This window comes from Uliginosibacterium sp. H1 (genome assembly GCF_036017065.1).
Lineage (GTDB): Bacteria > Pseudomonadota > Gammaproteobacteria > Burkholderiales > Rhodocyclaceae > Uliginosibacterium.
On the sequence record NZ_JAYXHR010000001.1, the window covers coordinates 611562 to 638036 of the forward strand.

Below are 26475 nucleotides of genomic sequence, written 5' to 3' on the forward strand. Positions count from 1 at the left end.
CGGCTTACTTGCCAGCAACGGCGGCAACGATCTTCTGGGCGGCTTCGGCCATGGTGTCGGCCGAGATGATAGGCAGGCCGGAGTCGGCCAGGATCTTCTTGCCGAGATCCTCGTTGGTGCCCTTCATGCGGACCACCAGCGGCACGGCCAGCTTCACTTCGCGCGCAGCCGTCACCACGCCGTTGGCGATGGTGTCGCACTTCATGATGCCGCCGAAGATGTTGACCAGAATCCCCTTCACGGCCGGGTTCTTGAGCATGATCTTGAAGGCTTCGGTGACCTTCTCGGTCGTCGCGCCGCCACCCACGTCCAGGAAGTTGGCCGGCTCGGCGCCGAACAGCTTGATGGTGTCCATGGTCGCCATGGCCAGACCGGCGCCGTTCACCAGGCAGCCGATGTTGCCTTCCAGCGAGATGTAGGCCAGGTCGAACTTGGAGGCCTCGATTTCAGCCGGATCTTCTTCGTCCAGGTCACGGTACTCGACGATGTCCGGGTGACGGAACAGCGCGTTGGAGTCGAAGTTGAACTTGGCGTCCAGCGCCTTGATGTTGCCGTTGCCTTCGAGGATTAGCGGGTTGATTTCCGCCAGCGAGGCATCGGTTTCCATGTAGCAGGTGTAGAGCTTCTGCAGGCAGTCGATCGCTTGCGGGATCGAGGCTTCGGGAACACCGATGCCGGCAGCCAGTTCGCGCGCCTGTTCGGTGGTCAGGCCCGCTGCCGGATCCACGAAGACCTTCAAAATCTTCTCCGGCGTGTTGTGGGCGACTTCCTCGATGTCCATGCCGCCTTCGGAAGACGCCATCATGGCGACCTTCTGCGTGGCGCGGTCAGTCAGCGCGGCAACGTAGTATTCCTTCTTGATGTCGGCGCCTTCTTCGATCATGAGGCGACGCACCTTCTGGCCTTCCGGGCCGGTCTGGTGCGTGATCAGCTGCATGCCGAGGATCTGGCCGGCGATCGTACGCACTTCGTCCTTGCTGCGAGCCAGCTTGACGCCACCGCCCTTGCCACGGCCACCGGCGTGGATCTGGGCCTTGACCACCCAGATGTTGCCGCCGAGCTGGTCGGCAGCCGCAACCGCTTCATCGACGCTGAAGCAAGGAATGCCGCGCGGCGTCACGACGCCGAACTTGCGAAGGATTTCCTTGGCCTGATATTCGTGAATCTTCATGTTTGCCCTTCGAACGGGAATGCCGGGCCTGCTTGCGAAGGCCGGCAGGAGGTGGGTTGCCTGGCTGGTTGAACACTCCGCGGCGCACGCATTTGCAAGGCCCGGAAGTCAGCCGGCGATTGTAGCGCAATGAGACTTCTTTGCGTCGCGGGGCACAAGGTCTGGTGGCCTTCATGGCAGCGGAGTCGCCTCCAGATGGCATGTTCGAAGCAATAGGACACGGGGAAGGCTTCATTTCAGGCCAAAGCAGGACGACGAGTGTTCTAGAATCGCGCTTTCATGATGACCCTGCGTCGCGCCACCCTCCCTGCAGCGCCACGACACCCCATGCCGGCGACCGCCCCTCGCCCGGCAAGCCCCTGCTCCCCGCATCTCGGGCGACTGGCCCTCGCGCTGCTGGCGGCATGGCATGCCAACCCCCTGATGGCCATCGGGCTCGGCGAGGCGCGCAGCAGCAGTCGCATCGGCGATCTGCTCCGGGTCGATATCACCGTACAACCCGGCCCGGGCGAAACCGTCGAGCCAGAGTGTTTCCGCCTTGCTGCCGCAGGCCCGGCATCCGATGGATTGCCCGGCCTCGCCGAAGGCCGCCTCAGCCTGCAGACGCTGAATGGCGTGCCAACCCTGGTCATCACCAGCACGCGGCCCATCTACCACCCGGCGCTCGCTTTCGCGGTGCGCGCCACCTGCGGCGCCCAGTTGCGTCGCGATTACACCCTGCTGCTCGATCCACCCGCGGCTACGCCATCGCTCGCTGCCGCCGTCACCGAGCCGGTCGCTGCACCCATTGCCGCGCCCATTACATCCCGTCCGAGCGCAGCGCCGCCGCCCCCCGACAGGCCGGCAACCGCCAGTACCTGGACCACCGTCGAGGGCGAGAGTCCGGCCAATATTGCCGCGGTCCTGTACCCGGACGACCGTCGCATGCAGCGACGCTTCGTGCAGGCCTTGCGCGCACTCAATCCGGACGCGCGCGGCAACCCGGACGCCCTCTTGCCCGCGGGGACCGAACTGGTGATTCCGGATGCGCGCGCCGTGGCACGAGCCAACCCGGCTCCCGCTCCCGCCCCGGCATCCGCAAGTACGCGTCCCGCCGGGCCGCGCCCCGTCGAACCCGCGCCCCGGCAACGCCAGGCCGCGCCGGCACCTGCCGAGCCGGCCGGTACCGACCGCCTGCGAGTCGACAGTGGCGACGACGCCAGCCTGCGCCTGTCCACCATCATCGAATCCCGCCAGGAGCTTGGTGAAGCGGAGCGGGAACGGCTGCGCACGGAGTTGCAGCTGATCGCCACGCTGGACGAGAAGATCAGCACCCAGCTGGAGATGACGGAGAAGCTGCGCCAGCTCGAAGCCATGCAGGCACGGTTGCAGGCCGATGCCAACCGCCTGGAAGCGCAGATCCAGGCGCAGTCCCAGGCCACGCCGCCCGTTGCGACGGTCGATACAGCGTCCGCGCCCGGCACCTCCTGGATGCCAGGCTGGCTGTCAGCGGAAACGACGCGCTACGCGCTCCTGGTAGCCGCCCTCGTCGCCCTCCTGGGCTGGCTGGGATGGCGCGGCTATCGCCGGCGCCAGGATGAAGCCGGCCCGGCAACGATTCCCCTGCCCGTTTCCGCGCACACCGACGTGGAGCAGGACCGCGACGAGGATGTCCTCCTTGCGCCACTCACGGCGGCAGACATCTGGCCCGACCAGCCGCAGAACGCCGGCCCGGTTGCGGCTGCGACCTCCACCGCCATCGATGGTGCGATCGGCCCGCTGTCGCACGCCAGCCTGGGGCCGCCCTCGGTACTCCAGATCGAGGATGAGGCAGAGGAGCACGATTCCGCGGTCGAACTGGCCGAGATCATGATGTCCTTCGGCCGGGTCCATGGGGCCGCCCAGACCCTCGCCGAGTTCATCCGTGCCAATCCCAAGCAGGCCGTCAAGCCGTGGATCAAGCTGCTGGAGGTCTACAAGGCTGCGGACTTGCGCGCCGAATTCGAGGCACTGACCGGCCAGCTCAACAAGACGTTCAACGTCAAACCGGTGACCTGGGACGATTTCGAGGTGGCCCTGCGCGCACCGGAATCGCTGGAGAACATTGCGCACATCCGCGACAAGGTCTGCGCGACCTGGGGCAAGCCGGAATGCCAGGCCTACCTGCACGAGCTGTTGCGGGATAACCGCCAGGGGACGCGCCAGGGCTTCCCGCTGGCCATCGTCGACGAAATGCTGTTGCTGCTGGCAATCCTCGAAGGCCAGCTCGGGGCGTATCGACCGGACGCTGCGCCGGGCGCTCCGGCGCCCGAGGCGACACCCGCCACGCCCACCCTGCCGGTGGCCGCCGCAGCCGCCGGTACCGGCACCTGGGTGCCCACCAACAGCAAGACGCTGGATTTCGAACTGGACATGTCCGAGCTATCCAACACGCTCAACATCAACCTGGACGATCTCGACCCGCTGGAGCCGGAAGAGCCGCCCAAGCACTAGTGCGGTTTCCGCCACGCGTTCAGGCCGGGTTGTCGATGTCCACGAAACCCGCATCCAGCCCCAGGCTGTCGCGCAGGTATTGCGCCAGCGCGCGGATGCCGTAGCGCTCGGTCGCATGGTGGCCTGCCGCGATGTAGGCCACCCCGCTCTCCCGCGCAAGGTGCACGGTCTTTTCGGAGATCTCGCCGGATACGTACAGATCCACGCCGGCCTCGACCGCATCGTCCAGGTAGCCCTGGGCGCCGCCGGTGCACCAGGCCAGGCGACGCACGAGGCGAGCCGCATCGCCAACCAGCAAGGCTTCACGCCCAAGGCGCTCGCTGATCATCGCCTGCATCTCGCCCAGCGTGAGCGGCTGCTCCGGCTCGCCGACGAAAACCAGATCCTGTTCGCCGCGACGTCCGGTGACCCGCCAGTCCAGCACCTGGGCCAGTTGCACGTTGTTGCCGAGTTCCGGGTGAAGGTCCAACGGCAGGTGGAACGCAAACAGGTTGATGTCGTGCGCCAGTAAGGCCGCCAGCCGCTGCTTGCGGATCCCCAGGACGCGGCTATCCTCGCCGCGCCAGAAATAGCCGTGGTGCACGATGATCGTGTCCGCCCCTTCGGCAATCGCGTGGTCGATCAGCGCCTGGCTGGCGGTGACACCGCACACGACTTTGCGGACCTCTTCGCAACCTTCCACTTGCAGACCGTTTGGACAATAATCCTTCACGCGGGCGCAATCAAAAAGCTTGTCCAGAAAATCCCGCAAGGCCGTGCGTTCGATGATGCGGCCTGTCTCCCGATTCATACCCGTCCCGTTCAGATCACATTCCGATAGCGATTATGCAGCGCCTGTGGCTCATCTTTGCGCAGTCCGTCACCGTGGCTCTGGCGCTCCTTTTCGTGGTGAGCACCTTCAAGCCGGAATGGCTGAGCCGTACCGACGGCAAGACGCCGCCGCAGGCGGCCCAGCTGCCGTTCTCGATCACCGGCGCGCCGACGGCGCCCGCGATTGAACGTACTGCCGCGGTCCCGAGTTATGCCGAGGCAGCCCGGCAGGCGCTGCCGTCCGTCGTGCACGTCTTCACCAGCAAGGAAGTCAAAGCGCAGCGCCACCCTTTCCAGAACGATCCCCTGTTCCGCCATTTCTTCGGCGATCGCGGCGGCGAAACCCAGCCGGAGCGACGCGCCTCCGGCCTTGGCTCGGGCGTGGTGGTCAGCCAGGACGGCTACATCCTCACCAACAACCACGTGGTGGAGGCCGCCGACGAGATCGAGGTGGCCATGCACGATGGCAGCAAGCACCTTGCGAAGATCGTCGGCCGCGACCCGGAAACCGATCTGGCCGTGCTGCGCATCGAAGCAGGTAAGGCGCTGCCGACCGTGACCTTCGCAGAGAACGACAACCTCAAGGTGGGTGACGTGGTGCTCGCGATCGGCAATCCCTTCGGCGTAGGCCAGACAGTCACCATGGGGATCGTCAGCGCCCTGGGACGTTCGCATCTGGGCATCAACACCTTCGAGAACTTCATCCAGACCGACGCGGCCATCAATCCCGGCAACTCCGGTGGCGCGCTGGTCGATGCAGACGGCAACCTGGTCGGCATCAACTCGGCGATCTACTCGCGCTCTGGCGGCTCGCTCGGCATCGGCTTCGCCATTCCGGTGTCGCTTGCGCGCAATGTGCTGGACCAGATCGTGCAGACCGGTGGCGTGACGCGCGGCTGGATCGGCGTGGAAGTGCAGGAGATCACGCCGGAACTGGCCGAGTCCTTTGCCCTGCCGCGTGAAGGCGCGTTGATCGCCGGCGTGATGCGCGGCGGCCCGGCCGCTCAGGCGGGTATCGAACCCGGCGATGTGCTGGTGAGCGTGGATGACCGCATCATCACCAACCCCCAGCGGATGCTGGAAGCGGTCGCTGCCCAGGCACCTGGTCGCACCGTGAAGGTTATCGTCGTGCGCAAAGGCAAGCAGTTCGAATCGCGCCTGCAGGTGGCGCGTCGCCCGAACAGCAGCGAACGCTGAGCGTCCTGCCCGGGCCGGTTCAGGCCTTGACCGTTTCGCCGCGCTGGATCAGGCGCGACACGATGATGCCCACCTCGTAGAGGATGCACATCGGCACCGCCAGCATGATCTGCGAGGCCACGTCCGGCGGTGTCACCACCGCAGCAATCACGAAGGCACCGACGATCACGTAGGGACGGATCTCGGTCAGCTTCTGCACCGTGACGATGCCCGTTTTCACCAGCAGGATCACCGCGATCGGCACCTCGAAGGTCACGCCGAAAGCCAGGAACATCGTCAGCACGAAGGACAGGTACTGCTCGATGTCCGGCGCAGGCGTGATGCTCTTGGGCGCGAAGGTCGCGATAAAGTGAAAGACGGTCTGGAAGACGAAGAAATAGCAGAACGCCATGCCCGCGAGGAACAGCAGCGTGCTGGCCACCACCAGCGGCAGCGCGAAGCGGCGCTCATGCGCATAGAGCCCCGGCGCGATGAAGGCCCAGGCCTGGTACAGGATCACCGGCAGCGCCAGGATGAACGCAGCCATCAACGTGACCTTGATCGGCACGAAGAACGGCGTCACCACGCCGGTCGCGATCATCTTCGTGCCCTCTGGCAGGGCAACCATCATCGGCTGCGCCAGCAGGTCGTAGATCGCCGACGACCACGGCATCAGGCAGAGAAAGACGACCATCAACGCACCGACGGCCTTGATGACCCGGTTGCGAAGTTCGATCAGATGGGACAGGAAAGAGTCTTGCGGAGCGTCCACGGGCAGGCTCGGGGCAGAGGGTCAGGAGCGGGAAACCGGCTCTGCCGGTACGGCAGTAACCGCAGGCGAGCCACCGAACAGGTCCAGCTGGTTTTCGTCGCGAGCGTCCTGCTCGGAGTCGGTCGGCAAGGAGGTGTTTTCCGGCAGCGCGGCCACGGACACCTCGGCATCGGGAGCAGCGGCAGCAAGCTCGGGCGTCGCGGAAGCCGGATCATGGGCCAGTCCATGCAGGCTGGCCCTGGTGTCCGCCAGCGCATCGCCAATCGGCGCCACGGCTTCCCGCATCTCCTGATCAAAAGCACGGGCCTGATCGTTGATGCTCTGCTCGAAGCTGCGCGCCGCATCCTGCACTTCGTCCTTCATGCGATGCAGCTCGGCGAACTCCATCTCGCGGCTGATGTCGGACTTCACATCGGACACATAGCGGCGCAGGCGGCCCAGCAGATGGCCGACCGTCCTGGCCACACGCGGCAATTCCTCGGGACCGATGACGATGAGCGCCACCAGACCGATGATGGCCAGTTCAGAAAAACCGATATCGAACATGGGAGTCGGGGTTCAGGCGGCGCATGCAGGCATGCGGGCCGCCTGATGGAGAGGAAGGCTCAGGCCTTGTCCTTTTCGCGGGCGGGTGCGTCGATGGTCTGGCCACCGATCTGCTCGGTCTTGTTGTCCACCGCAGCGTCGCCGTCCTTCATGCCTTGCTTGAAGCCCTTGACCGCACCGCCCAGGTCTTCACCCAGGTTGCGCAGCTTCTTGGTGCCGAATACCAGCAACACGATGACCAGGACGATCAACCAGTGCCAGATGCTGAAGGAACCCATTTCAAAATTCTCCGAAAATCAATACTTGAGCATGGCCGGAAGCGGCGTGTCGCCACCCAGGATATGCAGGTGAAGATGATACACCTCCTGCCCACCCACCCTTCCGGTGTTGATGATGCTGCGGAAGCCATCCGAGCAACCCTGCTCGCCTGCAATCCGCGGCGTCACAGCGAGCAGATGGCCGAGCACGGCACTATCTTCGCTGCGAACGTCCGACAGCGTAGCGATATGTTGTTTCGGAATGACGAGTATGTGCACCGGCGCTTTCGGCGCGATGTCCTTGAAGGCCAGGATCTGGTCGTCCTCGTAGACTTTCGTCGCGGGAATCTCGCCACGTACGATGCGGCAGAAAAGGCAGTCACTCATCGTCAGGCTCCTGTCACTTCTTGCCGCGCGCGGCCTTCTCGTCGATACCGGAGATGCCCTCGCGGCGGCGGAATTCGGCCAGCACGTCGTCGGCCGACAGGCCGAACTGCGCCAGCAGGATCAGCGAGTGGAACCACAGGTCGGTCACTTCGTAGACGATGTGGCGCAGTTCGCCGTCCTTGGCTGCCATGATCGTTTCCGCCGCTTCCTCCGCCACCTTCTTGCAGATGGCGTCGGTGCCTTTCGCATACAGGCTGGCGACGTAGGACGAATCGGCGGACGCGTTCTTGCGCTCCGCCAGCGTGGCAGACAGGCGTTGCAGGATTTCGGGGTCGATCATGGTGAGGCGCTCCGCGTCAGTCCTTGCGATAGATCTGGTCGGGGTCCTTCAATACCGGCTCGACCGGCTCCCAGCGCCCTTCACTGAGGTACTGCTGGAAGAAACAGCTGCGCCGACCGGTGTGACAGGCGATGCCGCCCACCTGCTCCACCTTCAGCAGAACGACGTCGCTGTCACAGTCGATCCGGATGTCGCGAACTTTCTGGATGTGGCCGGACTCTTCGCCCTTGTGCCACAGCTTGCGACGCGAACGGGACCAGTACACCGCTTCGCCATGCTCGGCGGTCAACGACAGGGCTTCGCGGTTCATCCACGCGAACATCAGCACCTCGCCGCTCGCGGCATCCTGCGTGATGACCGGAACCAGTCCCTGCTCGTCCCATTGCACCTGGTTGAGCCAGCGGGTGTCTTCCATCACAGGCGCACCTCGATGCCGCGTCCCTGCATGAACTCCTTGGCCTGGCGCACGGTGTACTCACCGTAATGGAAGATGCTGGCGGCCAGCACGGCGTCGGCGCCGCCCTGGCTCACACCGTCGGCGAGGTGCGACAGGTCGCCCACGCCACCACTGGCGATGACTGGAATGCCGACGGCATCCGCCACCGCGCGGGTCAGGGCGAGATCGAAACCGCTCTTGGTGCCATCGCGGTCCATGCTGGTCAGCAGGATCTCACCCGCGCCCAGCGACTCGACCTTGCGCGCCCATTCGATGGCGTCCAGGCCGGTGTTCTTGCGGCCACCGTGGGTAAAGACTTCCCACTTGCCCGGCGAGGTCTGCTTGGCGTCGATGGCGACCACGATGCACTGGTTGCCGACCTTGCCGGAAGCTTCGGCGACGAGGTCCGGGTTCTGTACGGCGGCGCTGTTCATGCTCACTTTGTCGGCACCGGCGTTCAGCAGGCGACGCACGTCGGCGACGCTGCGCACGCCACCACCCACGGTGAGGGGAATGAAGACCTGTTCGGCCACCTGCTCGACGACGTGCAGGATGATGTCGCGCTCGTCCGAACTGGCGGTGATGTCGAGGAAGGTCAGTTCGTCGGCGCCCTGTTCGTTGTAGCGGCGCGCGACTTCGATCGGATCGCCCGCATCGCGCAGTTCCAGGAAGTTCGTACCCTTGACGACCCGGCCGGCGGTGACGTCAAGACAGGGAATGATGCGCTTGGCGAGCATGGATCACGCGGCGCTCTTGGCGTCCGCCCTCTCCTGCGCAGCCTTGAAATCCAGCTTGCCTTCGTAGATCGCGCGGCCGGTGATGGCACCGGTGATGCCTTCTTCCTCGACGGCACACAGCGCGTCGATGTCGTCCAGCGAGCCGATACCACCGCTGGCGATGACCGGGATGCGCAACGCCTGCGCCAGCTTCACGGTCGCCTCGATGTTCACGCCGTTGAGCATGCCGTCACGACCGATGTCGGTGTAGATCACGCCTTCGACGCCGTAGTCCTCGAACTTTTTGGCGAGGTCGATCACGTCGTGGCCGGTCATCTTGGACCAGCCGTCCACCGCCACCTTGCCGTCCTTGGCGTCCAGGCCGACGATGATGTGGCCAGGGAATGCGCTGCAGGCGTCGTGCAGGAAGCCGGGATTCTTCACCGCGGCGGTGCCGATGATGATGTAGGTAATGCCGTCATCGAGATAGCGCTCGATGGTGTCCAGGTCGCGGATGCCGCCGCCGAGCTGGATGGGGATCTCGTCGCCCAGCTCCTTCACGATGGCCTTGATGGCCGGCTCGTTCTTCGGCTTGCCGGCCACTGCGCCATTGAGGTCGACGAGGTGCAGGCGACGCGCCCCCTGGTCGAGCCAATGGCGGGCCATGGCGCCCGGGTCTTCGGAAAACACGGTGGCATCCTGCATGTCACCCTGGCGCAGACGGACACAGTGGCCGTCCTTGAGGTCGATGGCGGGGATCAGAAGCATGGCGGAACGGGAGGTCGGGCGAAAGGCGAACGGGTGGGATCGGAAGGCGCTGTTTGAATGTGCGAAGGCTTGCGTGTCGTAAGACTCAAGGCTGCCAATTCATGAAGTTGGCGAGTAGCTGCAAACCCGCACGGGCGCTCTTTTCCGGGTGGAACTGGACTGCGACGATATTATCTTGCACCACAGCACAGGTAAAGGGCAGGCCATAGCGGGCCTGGACCTTGATGGCGCCGGCTGTGGCAGGCGTGTCGAAACGCGGGTCACAGTAATAGCTGTGCACGAAATAGAAGCGCTCGTTCGCCTCCAGCCCCTGCCACACCGGGTGGCCGGTCGGGATTTCCGCCTCGTTCCAGCCCATGTGGGGCACCTTGAGGCGGTTGCCCGCATCGTCGGTCATGCCGTTGGGGAAGCGACGCACGCGGCCGGGCAGGATCGCGAGGCCCGGCGTGTCGCCCTCCTCGGAGTGCTCGAACAGCATCTGCATGCCGACGCAGACGCCCAAGAAGGGCTTGCTGGCGGCGGCCTCCTCCACGCACTGGCGCAGGTCACGGGCCAGGAACTCGCGCATGCAGTCGTGCATGGCGCCCTGCCCCGGCACCACCACGCGGTCGGCGGCGCGTACGACGGCGGCGTCGCTGGTCACGACGACCGATGCTTCGGGGGCGACGTGCTCGATGGCCTTGGCAACCGAGCGGATGTTGCCCATTCCGTAATCGACGATGACGACTTTCATTTCAATGCTGGTAATCGGATAAAGGCGGGAAGCGCCTCGGGCGCCTCCCGGAAAACATCGATGCGGTCAGAGCGTGCCTTTGGTGGAGGGCATCTGGCCGGCCGAACGCGGATCGCGCTCCAGCGCGAAACGCAGTGCGCGGGCGAAGGCCTTGAACACGGTTTCGCACTGGTGGTGGGCGTTGATGCCACGCAGGTTGTCGATGTGGAGCGTGACGCCAGCGTGATTGACGAAGCCCTGGAAGAATTCGCGGGTCAGGTCTACGTCGAAGTCGCCGATGCGGGCACGGGTGAAATCGACGTTCATGGTCAGGCCCGGGCGGCCGGAAAAATCCACCACCACGCGCGACAGCGCCTCGTCCAGCGGCACGTAGGCGTGGCCATAGCGCAGGATGCCGCGCTTGTCACCGACGGCCTTGGCGATCGCCTGGCCCAGGGTGATGCCGGTGTCCTCGACGGTGTGGTGCGCGTCGATATGCAGGTCACCCTTGGCTTCCACCTCCAGGTCGATCAGACCGTGGCGGACGATCTGGTCGAGCATGTGGTCGAGGAAGGGGACGCCGGTGTCCAGCTTGCCGACGCCGGTGCCATCGAGGTTCACGGCGACGCGGATCTGCGTCTCCAGGGTGTTGCGGACAACTTCCGCGGTGCGTGCGCTAGCAGTCATGATTGAAAGGTAAATCGTTCAGACGAGTTCGCCGAGTACGGAAAGGAAGGCATCGTTCTCGGTCGGAGTGCCTACCGTGACGCGCAGGCAGTCGGCCAGCATGGGATGGCTGCCATCCAGGTTTTTTATCAGAATCCGCCGCGACTTCAAACCTGCATGGATGCGGGCGGCCTCCGGGAGGCGGAACAACAGGAAATTGGCCTGACTGGGAAATACGGTAACGCCCTTCATCGCCGCCAGCTCCCGCTGCACGCGGGCGCGCTCGGCGACGATGGCAGCGGCCTGGTTGTCCAGCGCCTCGCGCTCGTCGAGCAGGCGGTTGGCGATGGCCTGCGACAAGGCACTGATGTTGTAGGGCAGGCGCAGCTTCTCGAATTCGTCCATCCAGGCCGGCGCGCCGACCATGTAGCCCAGCCGCAGCGCCGCCAGGCCCATCTTGGACACGGTGCGCATCACGACAAGATTGGCGAACTCCGGCACCCGCGACATGAAGGAGGTGCTGGCAAACGGTGCATAGGCTTCGTCCACCACCACCACGCCCGGCGTGGCGCGGATGATCGCTTCCACGTCGCTCGCCGGGAACAGGTTGCCGGTCGGGTTGTTCGGATAGGCCAGGAACACCGCTGCGGGCTGCTCACGGCCGATCACTTCCAGCATCGCCGACAGGTCCAGCGAGAAATCCTCGCGCAGCGGTACACCGACGTAGCGCAGGCCGCAGAAGGCGGCGATCTGGCGGTACATGACGAAGCTGGGCTCCGGCGCCACCAGCACTGCGCCGGGCTTCGCCAGCGCCATGGCGACGATCTGGATCAGTTCGTCCGAGCCGTTGCCCAGCACCAGCCCGCTCGCCTCCGGCACATCGAAGGCCCTGCGCAAAGCTCCCTTGAGCTGGCTGCAGGAGGCGTCCGGATAACGGTTGAGCGACACGCCATGCACGATGTCCGCCAGCGCATCGCGCAGGCGCTCGGGCAGATGGTAGGGGTTCTCCATCGCGTCGAGCTTGATCATCCCGGTTGCCGGCGGCACGTGATAGGCCGTCAGGGCGAGGACTTCGGGGCGGACAAGGTCTTGCGGGCGCGTGCTCATGGCGTCAGTTCGAAGCTGGGCGGGTTGGGGCGGACGATCGGTAAGGCTGCAGGCGGAAGGTATCAGTCCGCGTGGCCTTCCGCGCGCATTTCTGCAGAACGCGCATGCGCCTGCAAGCCCTCGCCATAGGCCAGCGTGGCGGCCACCGGCGCCAGGGCACGGGCACCGGCCTGCGACATGTGGATCAGGCTGCTGCGTTTCTGGAAGTCATACACGCCCAGCGGCGACGAGAAGCGCGCGCTGCGCATGGTCGGCAGCACGTGGTTCGGGCCGGCGCAGTAGTCGCCCAGCGCTTCCACGGAGTGGTGACCGATGAAGATCGCGCCGGCATGGCGGATCTTCTCGACCCAGGGTTCGGCATCCGCCAGCGACAGTTCAAGGTGCTCGGCCGCGATGCGGTTGGCGAGCTCGCAGGCCTGATCGAGCGAGGCCACCTTGACCAGCGCGCCACGATTGGCCAGCGAGGCGGCGATGATCTCCGCGCGCGGCATGGTCGGCAGCAGGCGCTCGATGGAGTGCGCCACGCGCTCGATGAAATCCGCATCGGTGCACAGCAGGATGGATTGCGCCACCTCGTCATGCTCGGCCTGGGCGAACAGGTCCATCGCCACCCAGTCCGGCTCACCCGTGCCGTCGGAAATGATCAGCACCTCGGACGGACCGGCCACCATGTCGATGCCGACCGTGCCGAACACCCGGCGCTTGGCTTCGGCCACGTAGGCATTGCCGGGGCCGACGATCTTGTCCACCTGCGGGATGCTCTGCGTGCCGTAGGCCAGTGCAGCCACGGCCTGGGCACCGCCGATGGTGATGACGCGGTCCACTCCCGTGATGGCCGCAGCGGCCAGCACCAGCGGGTTGCGCTCACCGCGTGGCGTCGGGCTCACCATGATCAGCTCGCCGACGCCGGCCACCTTGGCCGGAATGGCGTTCATCAGCACGGAACTGGGATAGCTGGCCTTGCCGCCTGGCACGTACAGGCCGACGCGATCCAGCGGCGTGACCTTCTGGCCCAGGCGCGTGCCGTCGGCCTCCTGGAAAGTCCAGGACTGCAGCAGCTGCCGTTCGTGGTAGACGCGCACGCGCTCCGCGGCGGTCTCCAGCGCCGCACGCTGTTCCTTCGACAGGCCGTCGAGCGCGACCTGCAACTCGCGGCGCGGCAGATCAAGCGCCTCAATGCCGGCAACATCCAGTTTGTCGAACTTGCGCGTGTATTCCACCACCGCCGCATCGCCCTGCTTGCGCACGGCGGCCAGCACTTCGGTCACCGCCTGCTGGACGGCGTCGTCGGTGCCCTGGTCGAAGTGCAGCAAGGCATCGAGTTGCGCGTCGAAACCGGCGGCACTCGCGTCGAGGCGGTGGATGCGGCGGGTGCTCACTTGATGGCTCCTGCGAAGGCGTCGAGGATGGGTTGCAGCAACTCGCGCTTCACCTTCAGCGCGGCCTGGTTCACCACCAGGCGCGAGCTGATCGGCATGATGTCTTCCACCTCGACCAGGTTGTTGGCGCGCAACGTGCCACCGGTGGATACGAGGTCGACGATGGCGTCGGCCAGCTCCACCAGCGGCGCCAGCTCCATCGAGCCGTAGAGCTTGATGAGGTCGACGTGCACGCCCTTGGCGGCGAAGTGCTCGCGCGCGGTCTTGATGTACTTGGTGGCGACGCGGATGCGCGCACCCCGCTGGATCGCCGCTTCGTAGTCGAAGCCCTTGGGTGCCGCCACGCACAGGCGGCACTTGGCGATGTTGAGGTCCAGCGGCTGGTACAGGCCGGCACCGCCATGCTCCAGCAGCACGTCCTTGCCGGCGATGCCGAGGTCCGCCGCGCCGTACTGCACGTAGGTCGGCGTATCGGTGGCGCGCACGATCACCAGGCGCACGTCCGGGCGGTTGGTGCCGATGATCAGCTTGCGCGACTGCTCGGGGTTCTCGTCCGGCACGATGCCGGCGGCCGCGAGCAGCGGCAGGGTTTCTTCGAAGATGCGGCCCTTGGAGAGGGCCAGGGTGATGCCGGGATTCACAGATCGTTTCCGTCGTTCAGCTCACGCGGCGCACGTTGGCGCCCAGCGCGGCAAGTTTGGTTTCCAGTTTCTCGTAGCCACGGTCGAGGTGGTAGATGCGGTCCACCAGCGTCTCGCCTTCCGCCGCCAGGCCGGCAATCACCAGGCTGGCCGAAGCGCGCAGATCGGTCGCCATGACCGTGGCGCCAAGCAGGCGTTGCACGCCCGTGACTACCGCCGTGTTGCCGTCAATCTTGATGTCGGCGCCCAGGCGCTGCAGCTCCACGGCATGCATGAAGCGGTTCTCGAAAATGGTCTCGCGGATCACCGCCGTACCGTTGGCCACGCAGTTGATGGCCATGAACTGCGCCTGCATGTCGGTCGGGAAGGCCGGGTATGGCGCGGTGCGGATGCTCACCGCATTGAGCCTTGCCGGCCCCTTGAGGCGGATCGCGTCGCGCTCGATGGTGATGTCGCAGCCGGCATCCATCAGTTTGTCGACGACCGCGTCCAGGTAGGCCGCCGAGGTGTTGGTCAGGCGGATGTCGCCCCCGGTGGCCGCGGCGGCACACAGGTAGGTGCCGGTTTCGATGCGGTCCGGCATCACGGCATGGGTCGCACCATGCAGGGCCTCGACGCCACGGATGCGGATCTTGTCGGTGCCGGCGCCGGAAATCTGGGCGCCCATGGAAATGAGACAGTTGGCGAGGTCCACCACTTCCGGCTCGCGAGCAGCGTTCTCGATGATCGTCTCGCCGTCGGCCAGGCAGGCGGCCATCATGAGGTTCTCGGTGCCGGTCACCGTCACCATGTCGGTGAAGATGCGGGCGCCCTTCAGGCGACGCGCCGTGGCATGCATGTAGCCATGTTCGACGCGTATCTCCGCGCCCATGGCCTGCAGGCCCTTGATGTGCTGGTCCACCGGGCGGGCGCCGATGCCGCAGCCGCCGGGCAGGCTCACCTGCGCCTGGCCGCAGCGCGCCACCAGCGGGCCGAGCACCAGCACGGACGCACGCATGGTCTTCACCAGCTCGTAGGACGCCATCGGGTTGGTGATCTCGCCGGCATCCAGGCGCACGGTGTCGCCCTCGCGCTGCGTCTTCACGCCCATTTCTTCCAGCAGCTTCAGCAGCGTGCGGGTGTCGTTCAACGACGGCACGTTGGTGATGGTGACCGGCTCACGGGTCAGCAAGGCCGCACACAGGATGGGCAGCGCGGCGTTCTTGGCGCCAGAGATGGCGGTCTCGCCGTTGAGGCGGGCACCACCGGTAATCAGGAGTTTGTCCATGTTTCTGTTTCAGCTCGCGGACGGCTTCAACCGCCCTGCTCGTTCATTCACCCAGCTCGCGCTGGAAATCGGCCCACTGGGCCGGGGTGTAGGTCTGCAATTGCAGGGCATGGATCTCGTTGCCCATCAGCGGGCCCAGGGTGGCGTACACCGCCTGGTGCTGGCGGACCCGCAGCTTGCCTTCGAAGCCGGCACTCACGACGATGCCGGAAAAATGCACGCCGTCGTCGCCGACGATCTCGACGTAGTCGCAGGGCATGCCTTCTTCGATCAGGCGCTTGATTTCGGATGCTTGAAACATGTCAGTCCAGTGAAAATCCGGTCAGCCGCGCAGCTTGTAGCCACGCCGCAGCATTTCGAGACAGAGCAGCGACAGGAAAATGAAGCAGCTCCCCACGACCAGCAGGCTGAGCCAAGGGGAAACGTCCGAAATACCGAAAAAGCCGAAGCGGAAGCCGTCAATCATGAAGAAAAACGGGTTGAAATGCGAGACGGTCTGCCAGAAAGCCGGCAGGGAATGGATGGAGTAGAACACGCCCGACAGCATGGTCAGCGGCATGATGATGAAGTTCTGGAAGGTGGCGAGCTGGTCGAACTTGTCGGCCCAGATTCCGGCGATGACGCCAAGGGTGCCGAGGATCGCCCCGCCCATCAGCACGAAGGCCAGCACCCACACGGGATGGGCCAGGCCGATGCTGGCGAAGGGCAACGAAGCCAGCCATACGCCGATACCCACCGCCACGCCGCGGGTCACCGAGGCCAGCACGTAGGCACAGAAGAACTCGCGGTAAGACAACGGCGGCAGCAGCACGAAGATGATGTTGCCGGTGATCTTGCTCTGGATCAGCGACGAGGAGCTGTTGGAAAAGGCGTTCTGCAGCACCGACATCATCACCAGCCCGGGCACCAGGAAGTGGGTGTAGTTCAGCGCGCCATACACGGTGACCTTGTCGGACAGCACGTGCGAGAAGATCGCCAGATAGAGGATGGCGGTGAGCACCGGCGCGGCGACGGTCTGGAAGGCGACCTTCCAGAAACGCAGCATTTCCTTGTACAGCAGGGTGCGGAAAGCGATCACGGTCTCAGTCCCTGTTGACCAGGTCTACGAAGACCTGCTCGAGATCGGGCTTGACCACCTCGATCTCCATCGGCACGCCGCCAGCCTGACGCAGTGCGGCCAGCAACGGCTCGACTTCGGCGTAGTCATCGAAGGCGAAGCAGTAGCTCAGCCCGTCGATCACCGGCGTACGGTCGCGCAATGCTGTCGGCAGCTCCAGGGGGGCGCCGAATGTGACGCGCAGTGCGTGGCTGCGCAGCCGGCGCAACAGGTTGGCCGTCGTATCCAGCTCGATGACCCGCCCGGCCTTGAGCATGGCGATGCGGTTGCACAGGGTTTCGGCTTCTTCCAGGTAGTGCGTGGTCAGCACGATGGTGTGGCCGGCGGCGTTGAGCTTGCGGATGAAGGCCCACAGGCCCTGCCGCAATTCGACGTCCACCCCTGCGGTAGGCTCGTCCAGCACGATGACCGGCGGTTTATGCACCAGCGCCTGGGCCACCAGCACGCGTCGCTTCATGCCGCCGGACAGCGCACGCATGTTGGCGTTGGCCTTGCTGGTGAGATCCAGGTTGGCCAGCAGTTCGTCGATCCAGTCGTCCTGGTTGCGCAAGCCGAAATAGCCGGCCTGGATGCGCAGCATCTCGCGTACCGTGAAGAACGGGTCGAACACCAGCTCCTGCGGCACCACGCCCAGCATGCGGCGGGCGTCGCGGTAGCCATTGACGACGTCGTGGCCCATCACCGAAATGCGCCCGCTGCTCAGCCGTACCAGACCCGCCAAGGCGGAGATCAGCGTGGTCTTGCCGGCGCCGTTCGGCCCGAGCAGGCCGAAGAATTCACCTTGCTGGATGTCGAGGTCGACACCGGCAAGCGCCTGCAGGGAACCATACGACTTCTGTGCGCCCCGCACCCGGATGGCCGGGATGTCAGTGGCGGTCGAGGACATGGGTCAGATCGTCGTCGGCACTGGTAGCCGTTTCAGTCAGAAGACCATCGACACCGTAGAGACCCGCCAGGGACACCAGCGGTGCCGGCAGGTTGAGGATGACGAGTCGTCGCGCACTGGCTTCTGCGCAGCGCAGCCAGGCGATCAACAGCGCGAGGGCACAGGAGTCGACCGCGGTCACCGCCGACAGGTCGAGCCGGAAGTCCGCCTCCGCAAGCTGGCCCATGCCGGCGTACAGCAACTCGCCGGCGGTTGCCTGGGTGACGGGCCCTTCGATGAAAAGGGTGCCTTCGCGTACCGCAATCATTACTTCTTGGCCTGCTCCGCCGAGCGGTTCTTGTCGCGCAAGGTCTTGATGAGGCCATCGATACCGTTGGCGCGGATCTCGCGGCCGAACTCGTCGCGATAGTTGGTCACCAGGCTGACGCCGGCCACCGCCACGTCGTAGATCTTCCAGCCTTCCGGCATCTTCATCACGTTGTAGTCGATGGCCACCGGCTGGGCGCCGGGCTGGCGCACTTCGGTGCGGACCAGCACGTCGGTCTCTTCCGGCTTCATCTTGAACGGCTTGAAGACGATCTGCTGGTCACGGTAGTTCGACAGCGCGCCAGCGTAGCTGCGGATCAGCAGGGTCTTGAACTCCGCGCTCAGGTCGGCCTGCTGTTGCGGGGTCGCCGTACGCCAGTCACGGCCAACTGCCAGCGAAGTCATGCGCTGGAAGTTCACGTTCGGCAGCATCTTGGAGTCCACCACCTCGCTGATGCGCTTCATGTCGCCGGCCTGGATGGCCTTGTCGTTGCGCACGATCTGCAGCACTTCGTCGCTGACCTGCTTGATCAGCGCGTCAGGCGCCAGGTCGTTGGCGGACACGGACAGCGATACCGTGGCCAACAGGGCCACACAGGCTTTCAGGAATTTCATGGATAGTCCTTTCATCATTCCTCCTCGTCATCGCGCGGCGGGTTGCCGTCGTAGATGAGATAGGTACGACGCTTCAGGTAGAAATCGCGTCGGTAGGCGTACTTGTCGAGGGCTGCGTTGTCGAGCACCGTCTCTGCCCCCAGCAGGAAGCTCCGGTCGCTGACGATCTGCATGCCGGCCATGGTGTTGCGCACCGCCACGCGGTCGATGATCCGGAATGGATCGACATACTTGTCCACGAACAGCGCCGCGCCGTCACGCAAGGTACGCGGGCCGAAGAGCGGAACCTCCACGAAGGGACCACCACCCACGCCCCAGACTGCAAGCGTCTGGCCGAAATCCTCGTCGTGCTTCTCAAGCCCCATTTCGCTGGCGACGTCGAAGGTGCCGAGGATGCCCACCGTGGAATTGACGAGGATACGCCCGACATCGGACGCGGCATCGCCGAACTTGCCTTGCAGCAGGTTGTTGAAAGCAATCCAGGTATCGCCGAAATTGCCCAGGAAGTTGGCAACCCAGGTACGGGCCGGCAGCGGCGTGACCGCCACGTAGGTCTCGGCCACCGGCTTCAGCACGTAGGTGTCGGCCGCGTCGTTGAAGGCATAGACGCCGCGGTTGAATTTTTCCCACGGATCACGTGGATCGCGCAGACCCTCCTGGGCCATGGCGACACCGTTCAACCCGACCAGGAGAACGAGCACTGACAGGCAACGGCGCAACATCATTTCGGTGCAGTACCTTCCGCTGCCTTGCTGAACATGAACTGGCTGATGAGCTTCTCCAGCACGACGGCCGACTGGGTCTTCATCATCGTATCGCCCGGCTGCAGCAATGCCTCGTCGCCGCCCGGCTCCATCCCGATGTACTGCTCGCCGAGCAGGCCGGAGGTGTTGATAGTGGCAAAGGTGTCTTTCGGAAAGGTGTAGCGATGGTCGATGTTCATGACCACCACCGCCTGGAAGCGTTCGCTGTCGTAGTCGATGTGGTGCACGCGACCGATCACCACGCCCGCGCTGCGTACCGGCGCACGCGGCTTGAGGCCGCCTATGTTGTCGAAGCGGGCCTGCAGCTCGTACGGCTCGACAATCTCGGTGCCACGCAGATTGCCCACCTGGACGGCCAGGAAGAACAGCGCCGCGATGCCCATCGCCACGAAGATACCCACCCACAAATCAATGGTTGTCCGTTTCATCGAATTCCCGATTGCTTCAGAACATGAACGCCGTGAGGACGAAATCCAGGCCAAGGATGACCAGCGCCGACGTGACGACAGTACGGGTCGTCGCACGCGAAACGCCCTCGGCCGTGGCGTCCGAGTCGTAACCTTCGAACACCGCGATCAGCGCCACCGCGATACCGAAGACCACGCTTTTGACGACGCCCCCGAGGACGTCGCGCTCGAAATCCACCTGTGACTGCATCTGCGACCAGAAACTGCCGGGATCCACGCCGATCTGCACCACCCCTACGAGGTAGCCGCCCAGCACTCCCATGGCCGAGAACATGGCGGCCAGCAGGGGCATCGAAATCACCCCGCCCCAGAAGCGCGGCGCCACGACGCGCGCCACCGGGTTCACCGCCATCATGTCCATGGCGGACAGCTGCTCCGTGGCCTTCATCAGCCCGATCTCGGCCGTGATGGCCGAACCTGCCCGGCTGGCGAACAGCAGACCGGCCAGTACCGGCCCCAGTTCCCGCGTCAGGGACAGGGCGACCAGCACGCCTAGCCACTCTTCGGAACCGTAGCGGCTGAGGGTGTCGTAGCCGTGCAGGGCCAACACCATGCCGACGAACAGCCCGGACACGAGGATGATGATCAGCGACAGCACGCCGGAGAAGTAGATCTCCCGCATCAGCAGGTAGGGCCGGCGGAAGGTGGTCCCCGACATCAGCACGATGGCTGCCAGGAAGCGCGAGGCAAAACCCAGCCGCCAGATGGCGGACACTACCGAGTGCCCGAGGCGGACGAAGGGGCGCAACAGGATTTCAGGCATCCGCACTTCCCAGCAGTGCTTCACGGTAAGGGCGGGCCGGGTACTGGAAGGGCACCGGACCGTCCACCTCTCCCCACACGAACTGGTGCACCCAGGGGTCGGTCGACGCGCGGATTTCGTCCGGCGTGCCCTCGGCGATGATGCGGCCCTCCGACACGAAGTAGATGTAGTCGACGATCTGCAGGGATTCCTGCACGTCGTGGGTCACCACGATGGAGCTGGCGCCGAGTGCGTCGTTGAGGCGACGGATCAACTGACCGATGACGCCCAGCGAGATCGGATCCAGGCCCGCGAAGGGCTCGTCGTACATGATCAGCTGCGGGTCCAGCGCCACCGTACGCGCCAGCGCCACGCGCCGCGCCATGCCGCCGGACAGCTCGCTGGGCATCAGGTGCGCCGCACCGCGCAGGCCGACTGCGTGCAGCTTCATCAACACCAGGTCGCGAATGAGCTCTTCGGGCAGTTCGGTATGTTCATGCAGCGGGAAGGCGACGTTGTCATAGACGGACATGTCGGTGAACAACGCACCAAACTGGAACAACATGCCCATGCGGCGACGCAGGTCGTATAACCGTTCGCGATTGATGTCGGCTATCGACTCGCCAAAGACCTTCAGTTCCCCGCCGCGCGCGCGCAGCTGACCGCCGATCAGGCGCATCAAGGTCGTCTTGCCGCAGCCGGATCCGCCCATGATGGCCACCACCTTGCCGCGCGGTACGCGCAGGTTGATGCCACGCAGCACATCGCGTGCGTCGTAGCGGAAGTGGAGATCACGGATGTCGACGACCGGGGCGAGGTCGGGCGAAAGACTGGTCAAGGAGTTGTCCGTAAGACGGCTTATGGCTTTTCCGCGCATTTTATCACGCCGCGTCAGTCTGCTCTGGCGGCGCACAATGCATCTTCACGCCGGCCTCGCCAACGGGCACGCCACCTGCTTTACTCCGAGTGAGGCAACGACGCCCGCGGCTTCGACAATGTCGGTGACGGGTGACGAAACTCCTGACTCAAGGCATGCGTCCAAGAGCCGTAAGTCCTGATGACGCCCCGCGCGTTTCTACCCGGTGACGTGCGCGGTTTCACACAACCGATGGAGGTGGCAGATGAGCATTTTCAGCGCGTACCAAGCCCGTTTCGAAGCCAGCAAGGAAGAGGAATACTCCCTGCAGGAGTACCTCGAAATCTGCAAGAGCGATCGCTCGGCCTACGCGACGGCAGCTGAACGCATGCTGATGGCGATCGGCGAGCCGGAAATGGTCGACACCCGCCTCGACCCGCGCATCTCGCGCATCTTCTCCAACAAGGTCATCAAGATCTATCCCGCCTTCCGCGAGTTCTACGGAATGGAGGAAGTGATCGAGAACATCGTGGCGTATTTCCGCCACGCCGCGCAGGGGCTGGAGGAAAAGAAGCAGATCCTCTACCTGCTCGGCCCCGTCGGCGGCGGCAAGAGCTCGCTAGCGGAGAAGCTGAAGTCGCTCATCGAGAAAGTCCCCTTCTACGCGATCAAGGGTTCGCCGGTGCACGAATCGCCGCTCGGCCTGTTCGACCCGCTGGAAGACGGCAAGATCTTCGAGGACGACTACGGGATTCCCAGCCGCTACCTCAACACCATCATGTCGCCCTGGGCGGTCAAGCGCCTGCACGAGTTCAACGGCGACGTCACCAGGTTCCGCGTGGTGAAACTGCGGCCCACCGCACTGACACAGACCGCGGTGGCCAAGACCGAACCGGGCGACGAGAACAACCAGGACATTTCCTCGCTGGTCGGCAAGATCGACATCCGCAAGCTGGAGCAGTACTCGCAGAACGACCCGGACGCCTACTCCTATTCCGGCGGCCTGTGCCTGGCCAACCGCGGCTTGCTGGAATTCGTGGAAATGTTCAAGGCGCCCATCAAGGTGTTGCACCCCTTGCTGACCGCCACCCAGGAAGGCAACTACAAGGGCACGGAAGGCTTCGGCGCCATCCCCTTCGATGGCGTGGTGCTGGCCCACTCGAACGAGTCGGAATGGCAGCAGTTCAAGAACAACAAGAACAACGAGGCCTTCCTCGACCGCATCTTCACCGTCAAGGTGCCGTACTGCATGCGTGTCACCGACGAGGTGAAGATCTACGACAAGCTGCTGGTCAACAGCTCGCTGGCCGAAGCGCCGTGTGCGCCGGACACGCTGAAGATGCTCGCCCAGTTCGCCGTGCTCTCGCGCATGAAGGAACCGGAGAACTCCAGCATCTTCTCGAAGATGCGCGTCTACGACGGCGAGAACCTGAAGGACACCGACCCGAAGGCCAAGAGCTACCAGGAATACCGTGACTACGCCGGCGTCGACGAAGGCATGACCGGCCTGTCCACACGCTTCGCCTTCAAGGTGCTGTCGCGGGTGTTCAACTTCGATCACCGCGAAGTGGCCGCCAACCCGGTGCACCTGATGTACGTGCTGGAGCAGCAGATCGAGCAGGAACAGTACGCACCGGAAGTCGAGGCGCGCTACACCGCGTACATCAAGGAATTCCTGGCACCCCGCTACGCCGAGTTCATCGGCAAGGAGATCCAGACCGCCTATCTCGAGTCGTATTCCGAGTACGGCCAGAACATCTTCGACCGCTACGTGACCTATGCGGACTTCTGGATCCAGGACCAGGAATACCGTGACCCGAACACCGGCGAGATCTTCGACCGCTCGGCACTGAACGACGAGCTGGAGAAGATCGAGAAGCCGGCCGGCATCAGCAACCCGAAGGACTTCCGCAACGAGGTGGTGAACTTCGTGCTGCGGGCACGTGCCAAGAATCATGGCAAGAACCCGAGCTGGTCGTCCTACGAGAAGCTGCGTGCGGTGATCGAGAAGAAGATGTTCTCCAATACCGAAGACCTGCTGCCGGTCATCTCCTTCACACCGAAGGGCAGCACCGACGAGCAGAAGAAGCACCAGGACTTCGTGAACCGCATGAAGGAGAAGGGCTACACCGAGAACCAGGTACGGCTGCTGTGCGACTGGTATCTCCGCGTCCGCAAATCGTCCTGACGATAGACGCTTCCGGAGTGGGTGCCAGGCACCCACTCCTTCCCCTTTCTCTCGCTGGGTAAGCCATGGCCCGAATCATTGATCGCCGCTTCGACAGCAAGAACAAGAGTGCTGTAAATCGCCAGCGGTTCATGCGCCGCTTCAAGGGACAGATCCGCCGCGCGGTGGCTGACGCCATCGACGGCCGTTCGATCAAGGACCTCGACAACGGCGAATCCGTCTCCATCCCGACCCGCGACCTTTCCGAGCCGCACTTCCAGCATGGCAGCGGCGGCATCTGGGAGCAGGTGTTCTCCGGCAACGACCAGTTCTCCACCGGCGACGAAATCCAGCGCCCCATGGGTGGCGGTGGCAGCGGTGGCCAGGGCAAGGGCGCCAGCAACGAAGGCGAGAGCGAGGACGACTTCGTCTTCCAGCTGTCGCGCGAGGAGTTCCTCGACGTCTTCTTCGAGGACCTGGCCTTGCCCAACCTCGTGAAGACGCAGCTCGCGCAGATTCCCGAATACAAGTCGCAGCGCGCTGGTTACGCCAACGACGGCGTGCCGACCAATCTCAACCTCGTGCGTTCGATGCGTGGCGCGCTGGGCCGTCGCCTGGCACTGGGCGCGCCGTACCACGGCAAGATCCGCGAACTGCAGGCCGAGATCGACGAGCTGCTGAAGACGCGCAGCCCGGACGACGAGGAAGTGAAACGCCTCCAGCATGACATCGGCGTGCTGCGCGCGAAGATCGAGGCCATCCCTTTCCTCGACACCTTCGACCTGCGCTACAACAACCGCGTGAAGATCCCGCAGCCCTCGACGCGTGCGGTGATGTTCTGCCTGATGGACGTATCCGGCTCGATGGACGAGGAGAAGAAGGCGACCGCCAAGCGCTTCTTCATGCTGCTCTACCTCTTCCTGACGCGCACCTACGAGCACATCGACGTGGTGTTCATCCGTCACCACACAGTGGCGAAGGAAGTCGACGAGGAAGACTTCTTCCACTCGCGCGAATCCGGCGGCACGGTGGTGTCCAGCGCGCTGGACCTGATGCGCGACGTCATCCAGGAACGCTACGCCACCGGCCTGTGGAACATCTACGGCGCCCAGGCTTCGGACGGCGACAACTGGGAGAACGATTCGCCGCGCTGCCGCGAACTGCTGGCGCAGAGCATCCTGCCCTACATGCAGTACTTCGCGTACATCGAGATCACGCCCGGCGAGCCGCAGAACCTGTGGCGGGAGTACGAAAAGCTGCAGGGCACGGCGTCCAACTTCGCCATGCAACGCATCGAGAGCTACGCCGACATCTACCCGGTGTTCCGCGAGCTGTTCAAGAAGACCCTGGTCTGAAAGGCAAACATGGTTGCCAAGAAGCGCGCCCGCAAGCCCCTGCCCTCGCCGTCCGAATGGACCTTCGAGCTGATCGAGGAGTATCACCGCGAGATCGCCCGCGTCGCGGCCGACTACGGCCTGGACACGTATCCGAACCAGATCGAACTGATCACTGCCGAGCAGATGATGGACGCCTACTCGTCCGTCGGCATGCCGGTGAACTACCACCACTGGAGCTTCGGCAAGCAGTTCATCTCCACCGAGAAGGGCTACCGCCGCGGCCAGATGGGTCTCGCCTACGAGATCGTCATCAATTCCAACCCCTGCATCGCCTACCTGATGGAAGAGAACACCATGCCGATGCAGGCACTGGTGATCGCCCACGCCAGCTACGGGCACAACTCCTTCTTCAAGGGCAACTACCTCTTCCGCACCTGGACCAACGCGGACGCGATCATCGACTACCTGGTCTTCGCGCGTAACTACCTCAGCCACTGCGAAGAGCGCTACGGCGAGGAAGAAGTCGAACTGCTGCTGGACTCCTGCCATGCGCTGATGAGCGTCGGTGTGGACCGCTACAAGCGTCCGCCCAAGCTGTCGCTGGAAAAGGAACAGATGCGCCAGAAGGAGCGCGAGGAATACCTGCAGTCGCAAGTCAATGCTCTATGGCGCACCTTGCCGCAGATCGAAGCCAAGGCCAGCGCGCAGGTTGCCCGCCGCTTCCCGGCCGAGCCGGAAGAGAACCTGCTGTATTTCTTCGAGAAGCACGCACCGCTGCTGGAGCCCTGGCAGCGCGAGGTGGTGCGCATCGTGCGCAAGGTGGCGCAGTACTTCTTCCCGCAACGCCAGACCCAGGTCATGAACGAGGGCTGGGCCACCTACTGGCACTACACCCTGCTGAACACGCTGTACGACGAAGGCCTGCTGCACGACAACTTCATGATCGAGTTCCTGCATTCCCACACCAACGTGGTGATGCAGCCGGCCTACAACACGCCGTGGTATCGCGGCATCAACCCTTATGCACTGGGCTTCGCGATGTGGACCGACATCCGCCGCATCTGCGAGCAGCCCACCGAGGAAGACCGCCGCTGGTTCCCCGAGATCGCAGGCTCCAACTGGCGCGAGACCTTCGACTTCGCGATGCGTAACTTCAAGGACGAGAGCTTCATCGCGCAGTACCTGTCGCCGAAGCTGATGCGCGATCTGCGCCTGTTCGCGATCATGGACGACGACCACGAGAGCCGTCTGAAGGTATCCGCCATCCATGACGACGACGGTTACGCCAGGGTGCGCGAGATCCTCTCCGAGCAGTACAACCTGGGCTCGCGGGAGCCCTACATCCAGGTGTGGGACGTGGACCTGCGTGGTGACCGCTCACTCACGCTGCGCCACCAGGCTTACAAGCGTCGACCGATGGGCGAAGCGACCGAGGAGATGCTGCGGCACGTTGCGCGCCTGTGGGGCTTCAACGTGCGCATGGAAACGGTGGACGATGAGGGCACGCTGATCGCCAGCCGTGAATGCCGCATGGAGCGCATTCAGAAACTGCCGCAGGTTGCCTGAGGTTCCGGCGGGCCCGTTGCGCGCCGGAA

30 protein-coding genes are annotated in these 26475 nt (G+C 64.4%); 5 read left to right on the plus strand and 25 right to left on the minus strand.

What is annotated here, in order from left to right:
- Positions 1-4: 4 nt before the first annotated feature.
- Positions 5-1171, minus strand: coding sequence for an ADP-forming succinate--CoA ligase subunit beta (sucC, locus tag VVD47_RS02745; protein ID WP_327601865.1), 1167 nt, complete (start codon positions 1169-1171; stop codon positions 5-7).
- 327 nt (positions 1172-1498) lie between these two features.
- Between sucC and VVD47_RS02750 the strand changes: the two genes are divergently transcribed.
- On the plus strand, positions 1499-3643 hold the full coding sequence (locus tag VVD47_RS02750; protein WP_327601866.1) for a type IV pilus assembly protein FimV: 2145 nt from the start codon (positions 1499-1501) through the stop codon (positions 3641-3643).
- 19 nt (positions 3644-3662) lie between these two features.
- Here the strand turns inward: VVD47_RS02750 and VVD47_RS02755 are convergent, their stop codons facing one another.
- Complete coding sequence (locus VVD47_RS02755) at positions 3663-4409, minus strand: Nif3-like dinuclear metal center hexameric protein (RefSeq protein WP_443080954.1); 747 nt, start codon at positions 4407-4409, stop codon at positions 3663-3665.
- 59 nt (positions 4410-4468) lie between these two features.
- Between VVD47_RS02755 and VVD47_RS02760 the strand changes: the two genes are divergently transcribed.
- Entirely contained in the window at positions 4469-5650 is a 1182-nt protein-coding gene (locus VVD47_RS02760) for a Do family serine endopeptidase (RefSeq protein ID WP_327601868.1), read from the plus strand.
- A 19-nt stretch (positions 5651-5669) separates the two neighbouring features.
- Here VVD47_RS02760 and tatC read toward each other — a convergent pair whose 3' ends face one another.
- The 23 genes from tatC to VVD47_RS02875 all read right to left on the minus strand — a co-directional run bounded on the left by tatC (position 5670) and on the right by VVD47_RS02875 (position 21397).
- Positions 5670-6401: a twin-arginine translocase subunit TatC gene (gene tatC / locus VVD47_RS02765; protein ID WP_327601869.1), complete on the minus strand. Its 732-nt coding sequence runs from the start codon at positions 6399-6401 to the stop codon at positions 5670-5672.
- Positions 6402-6422: 21 nt separating this feature from the next.
- On the minus strand, positions 6423-6947 hold the full coding sequence (gene tatB, locus VVD47_RS02770) for a Sec-independent protein translocase protein TatB (protein ID WP_327601870.1): 525 nt from the start codon (positions 6945-6947) through the stop codon (positions 6423-6425).
- A 59-nt stretch (positions 6948-7006) separates the two neighbouring features.
- Positions 7007-7225, minus strand: coding sequence for a Sec-independent protein translocase subunit TatA (gene tatA / locus VVD47_RS02775; RefSeq protein WP_327601871.1), 219 nt, complete (start codon positions 7223-7225; stop codon positions 7007-7009).
- Positions 7226-7243: 18 nt separating this feature from the next.
- Positions 7244-7591, minus strand: coding sequence for a histidine triad nucleotide-binding protein (locus VVD47_RS02780; RefSeq protein WP_327601872.1), 348 nt, complete (start codon positions 7589-7591; stop codon positions 7244-7246).
- Between the two features lie 13 nt (positions 7592-7604).
- On the minus strand, positions 7605-7931 hold the full coding sequence (locus tag VVD47_RS02785) for a phosphoribosyl-ATP diphosphatase (RefSeq protein WP_327601873.1): 327 nt from the start codon (positions 7929-7931) through the stop codon (positions 7605-7607).
- Between the two features lie 16 nt (positions 7932-7947).
- Positions 7948-8349: a phosphoribosyl-AMP cyclohydrolase gene (hisI, locus tag VVD47_RS02790; RefSeq protein ID WP_327601874.1), complete on the minus strand. Its 402-nt coding sequence runs from the start codon at positions 8347-8349 to the stop codon at positions 7948-7950.
- Positions 8346-9104: an imidazole glycerol phosphate synthase subunit HisF gene (hisF, locus tag VVD47_RS02795; RefSeq protein ID WP_327601875.1), complete on the minus strand. Its 759-nt coding sequence runs from the start codon at positions 9102-9104 to the stop codon at positions 8346-8348. The genes hisI and hisF overlap by 4 nt, the downstream gene beginning before the upstream one ends.
- Before the next feature lie 3 nt (positions 9105-9107).
- Positions 9108-9851 carry a 1-(5-phosphoribosyl)-5-[(5-phosphoribosylamino)methylideneamino]imidazole-4-carboxamide isomerase gene (gene hisA, locus VVD47_RS02800; RefSeq protein ID WP_327601876.1) on the minus strand — a complete coding sequence of 248 codons (744 nt, stop codon included), beginning with the start codon at positions 9849-9851 and terminating at the stop codon, positions 9108-9110.
- An 85-nt stretch (positions 9852-9936) separates the two neighbouring features.
- Positions 9937-10584, minus strand: a complete 648-nt coding sequence (gene hisH / locus VVD47_RS02805; RefSeq protein WP_327601877.1) for an imidazole glycerol phosphate synthase subunit HisH — start codon at positions 10582-10584, stop codon at positions 9937-9939.
- A 66-nt stretch (positions 10585-10650) separates the two neighbouring features.
- Complete coding sequence (gene hisB, locus VVD47_RS02810; RefSeq protein ID WP_327601878.1) at positions 10651-11250, minus strand: imidazoleglycerol-phosphate dehydratase HisB; 600 nt, start codon at positions 11248-11250, stop codon at positions 10651-10653.
- Between the two features lie 18 nt (positions 11251-11268).
- Positions 11269-12336 (minus strand): histidinol-phosphate transaminase, encoded by a 1068-nt coding sequence (gene hisC, locus VVD47_RS02815; RefSeq protein ID WP_327601879.1) that lies wholly within the window; start codon positions 12334-12336, stop codon positions 11269-11271.
- Between the two features lie 62 nt (positions 12337-12398).
- The gene (gene hisD, locus VVD47_RS02820) at positions 12399-13715 is read right to left on the minus strand and encodes a histidinol dehydrogenase (RefSeq protein ID WP_327601880.1); all 1317 of its coding nucleotides are present in this window, start codon (positions 13713-13715) and stop codon (positions 12399-12401) included.
- Positions 13712-14356 (minus strand): ATP phosphoribosyltransferase, encoded by a 645-nt coding sequence (hisG, locus tag VVD47_RS02825; protein WP_327601881.1) that lies wholly within the window; start codon positions 14354-14356, stop codon positions 13712-13714. Before hisG ends, hisD begins: the two co-directional genes overlap by 4 nt.
- A gap of 16 nt (positions 14357-14372) precedes the next feature.
- Entirely contained in the window at positions 14373-15623 is a 1251-nt protein-coding gene (murA, locus tag VVD47_RS02830; protein ID WP_327601882.1) for a UDP-N-acetylglucosamine 1-carboxyvinyltransferase, read from the minus strand.
- A gap of 43 nt (positions 15624-15666) precedes the next feature.
- A complete protein-coding gene (locus VVD47_RS02835) occupies positions 15667-15924 on the minus strand; it encodes a BolA family protein (protein ID WP_327601883.1) in 258 nt (85 codons plus the stop codon).
- A 21-nt stretch (positions 15925-15945) separates the two neighbouring features.
- On the minus strand, positions 15946-16668 hold the full coding sequence (locus tag VVD47_RS02840; protein ID WP_443080955.1) for an ABC transporter permease: 723 nt from the start codon (positions 16666-16668) through the stop codon (positions 15946-15948).
- 37 nt (positions 16669-16705) lie between these two features.
- Positions 16706-17626, minus strand: coding sequence for an ABC transporter ATP-binding protein (locus VVD47_RS02845; protein WP_327601885.1), 921 nt, complete (start codon positions 17624-17626; stop codon positions 16706-16708).
- Positions 17607-17933, minus strand: coding sequence for an STAS domain-containing protein (locus VVD47_RS02850; RefSeq protein ID WP_327601886.1), 327 nt, complete (start codon positions 17931-17933; stop codon positions 17607-17609). The genes VVD47_RS02845 and VVD47_RS02850 overlap by 20 nt, the downstream gene beginning before the upstream one ends.
- A complete protein-coding gene (locus VVD47_RS02855; RefSeq protein ID WP_327601887.1) occupies positions 17933-18547 on the minus strand; it encodes an MlaC/ttg2D family ABC transporter substrate-binding protein in 615 nt (204 codons plus the stop codon). Before VVD47_RS02855 ends, VVD47_RS02850 begins: the two co-directional genes overlap by 1 nt.
- A 14-nt stretch (positions 18548-18561) precedes the next feature.
- Positions 18562-19212 (minus strand): MlaA family lipoprotein, encoded by a 651-nt coding sequence (locus VVD47_RS02860; RefSeq protein ID WP_327601888.1) that lies wholly within the window; start codon positions 19210-19212, stop codon positions 18562-18564.
- A gap of 56 nt (positions 19213-19268) precedes the next feature.
- On the minus strand, positions 19269-19739 hold the full coding sequence (mlaD, locus tag VVD47_RS02865) for an outer membrane lipid asymmetry maintenance protein MlaD (protein ID WP_327601889.1): 471 nt from the start codon (positions 19737-19739) through the stop codon (positions 19269-19271).
- Between the two features lie 16 nt (positions 19740-19755).
- The gene (gene mlaE, locus VVD47_RS02870; RefSeq protein ID WP_327601890.1) at positions 19756-20541 is read right to left on the minus strand and encodes a lipid asymmetry maintenance ABC transporter permease subunit MlaE; all 786 of its coding nucleotides are present in this window, start codon (positions 20539-20541) and stop codon (positions 19756-19758) included.
- Positions 20534-21397, minus strand: a complete 864-nt coding sequence (locus VVD47_RS02875; RefSeq protein WP_443080925.1) for an ABC transporter ATP-binding protein — start codon at positions 21395-21397, stop codon at positions 20534-20536. Before VVD47_RS02875 ends, mlaE begins: the two co-directional genes overlap by 8 nt.
- A gap of 244 nt (positions 21398-21641) precedes the next feature.
- Between VVD47_RS02875 and VVD47_RS02880 the strand changes: the two genes are divergently transcribed.
- The 3 genes from VVD47_RS02880 (at position 21642) to VVD47_RS02890 (ending at position 26446) form a co-directional block, all read left to right on the plus strand.
- Positions 21642-23564: a PrkA family serine protein kinase gene (locus VVD47_RS02880; protein WP_327601892.1), complete on the plus strand. Its 1923-nt coding sequence runs from the start codon at positions 21642-21644 to the stop codon at positions 23562-23564.
- A gap of 65 nt (positions 23565-23629) precedes the next feature.
- On the plus strand, positions 23630-24898 hold the full coding sequence (locus VVD47_RS02885; protein WP_327601893.1) for a YeaH/YhbH family protein: 1269 nt from the start codon (positions 23630-23632) through the stop codon (positions 24896-24898).
- A gap of 9 nt (positions 24899-24907) precedes the next feature.
- Complete coding sequence (locus tag VVD47_RS02890; protein ID WP_327601894.1) at positions 24908-26446, plus strand: SpoVR family protein; 1539 nt, start codon at positions 24908-24910, stop codon at positions 26444-26446.
- Positions 26447-26475: the final 29 nt, after the last annotated feature.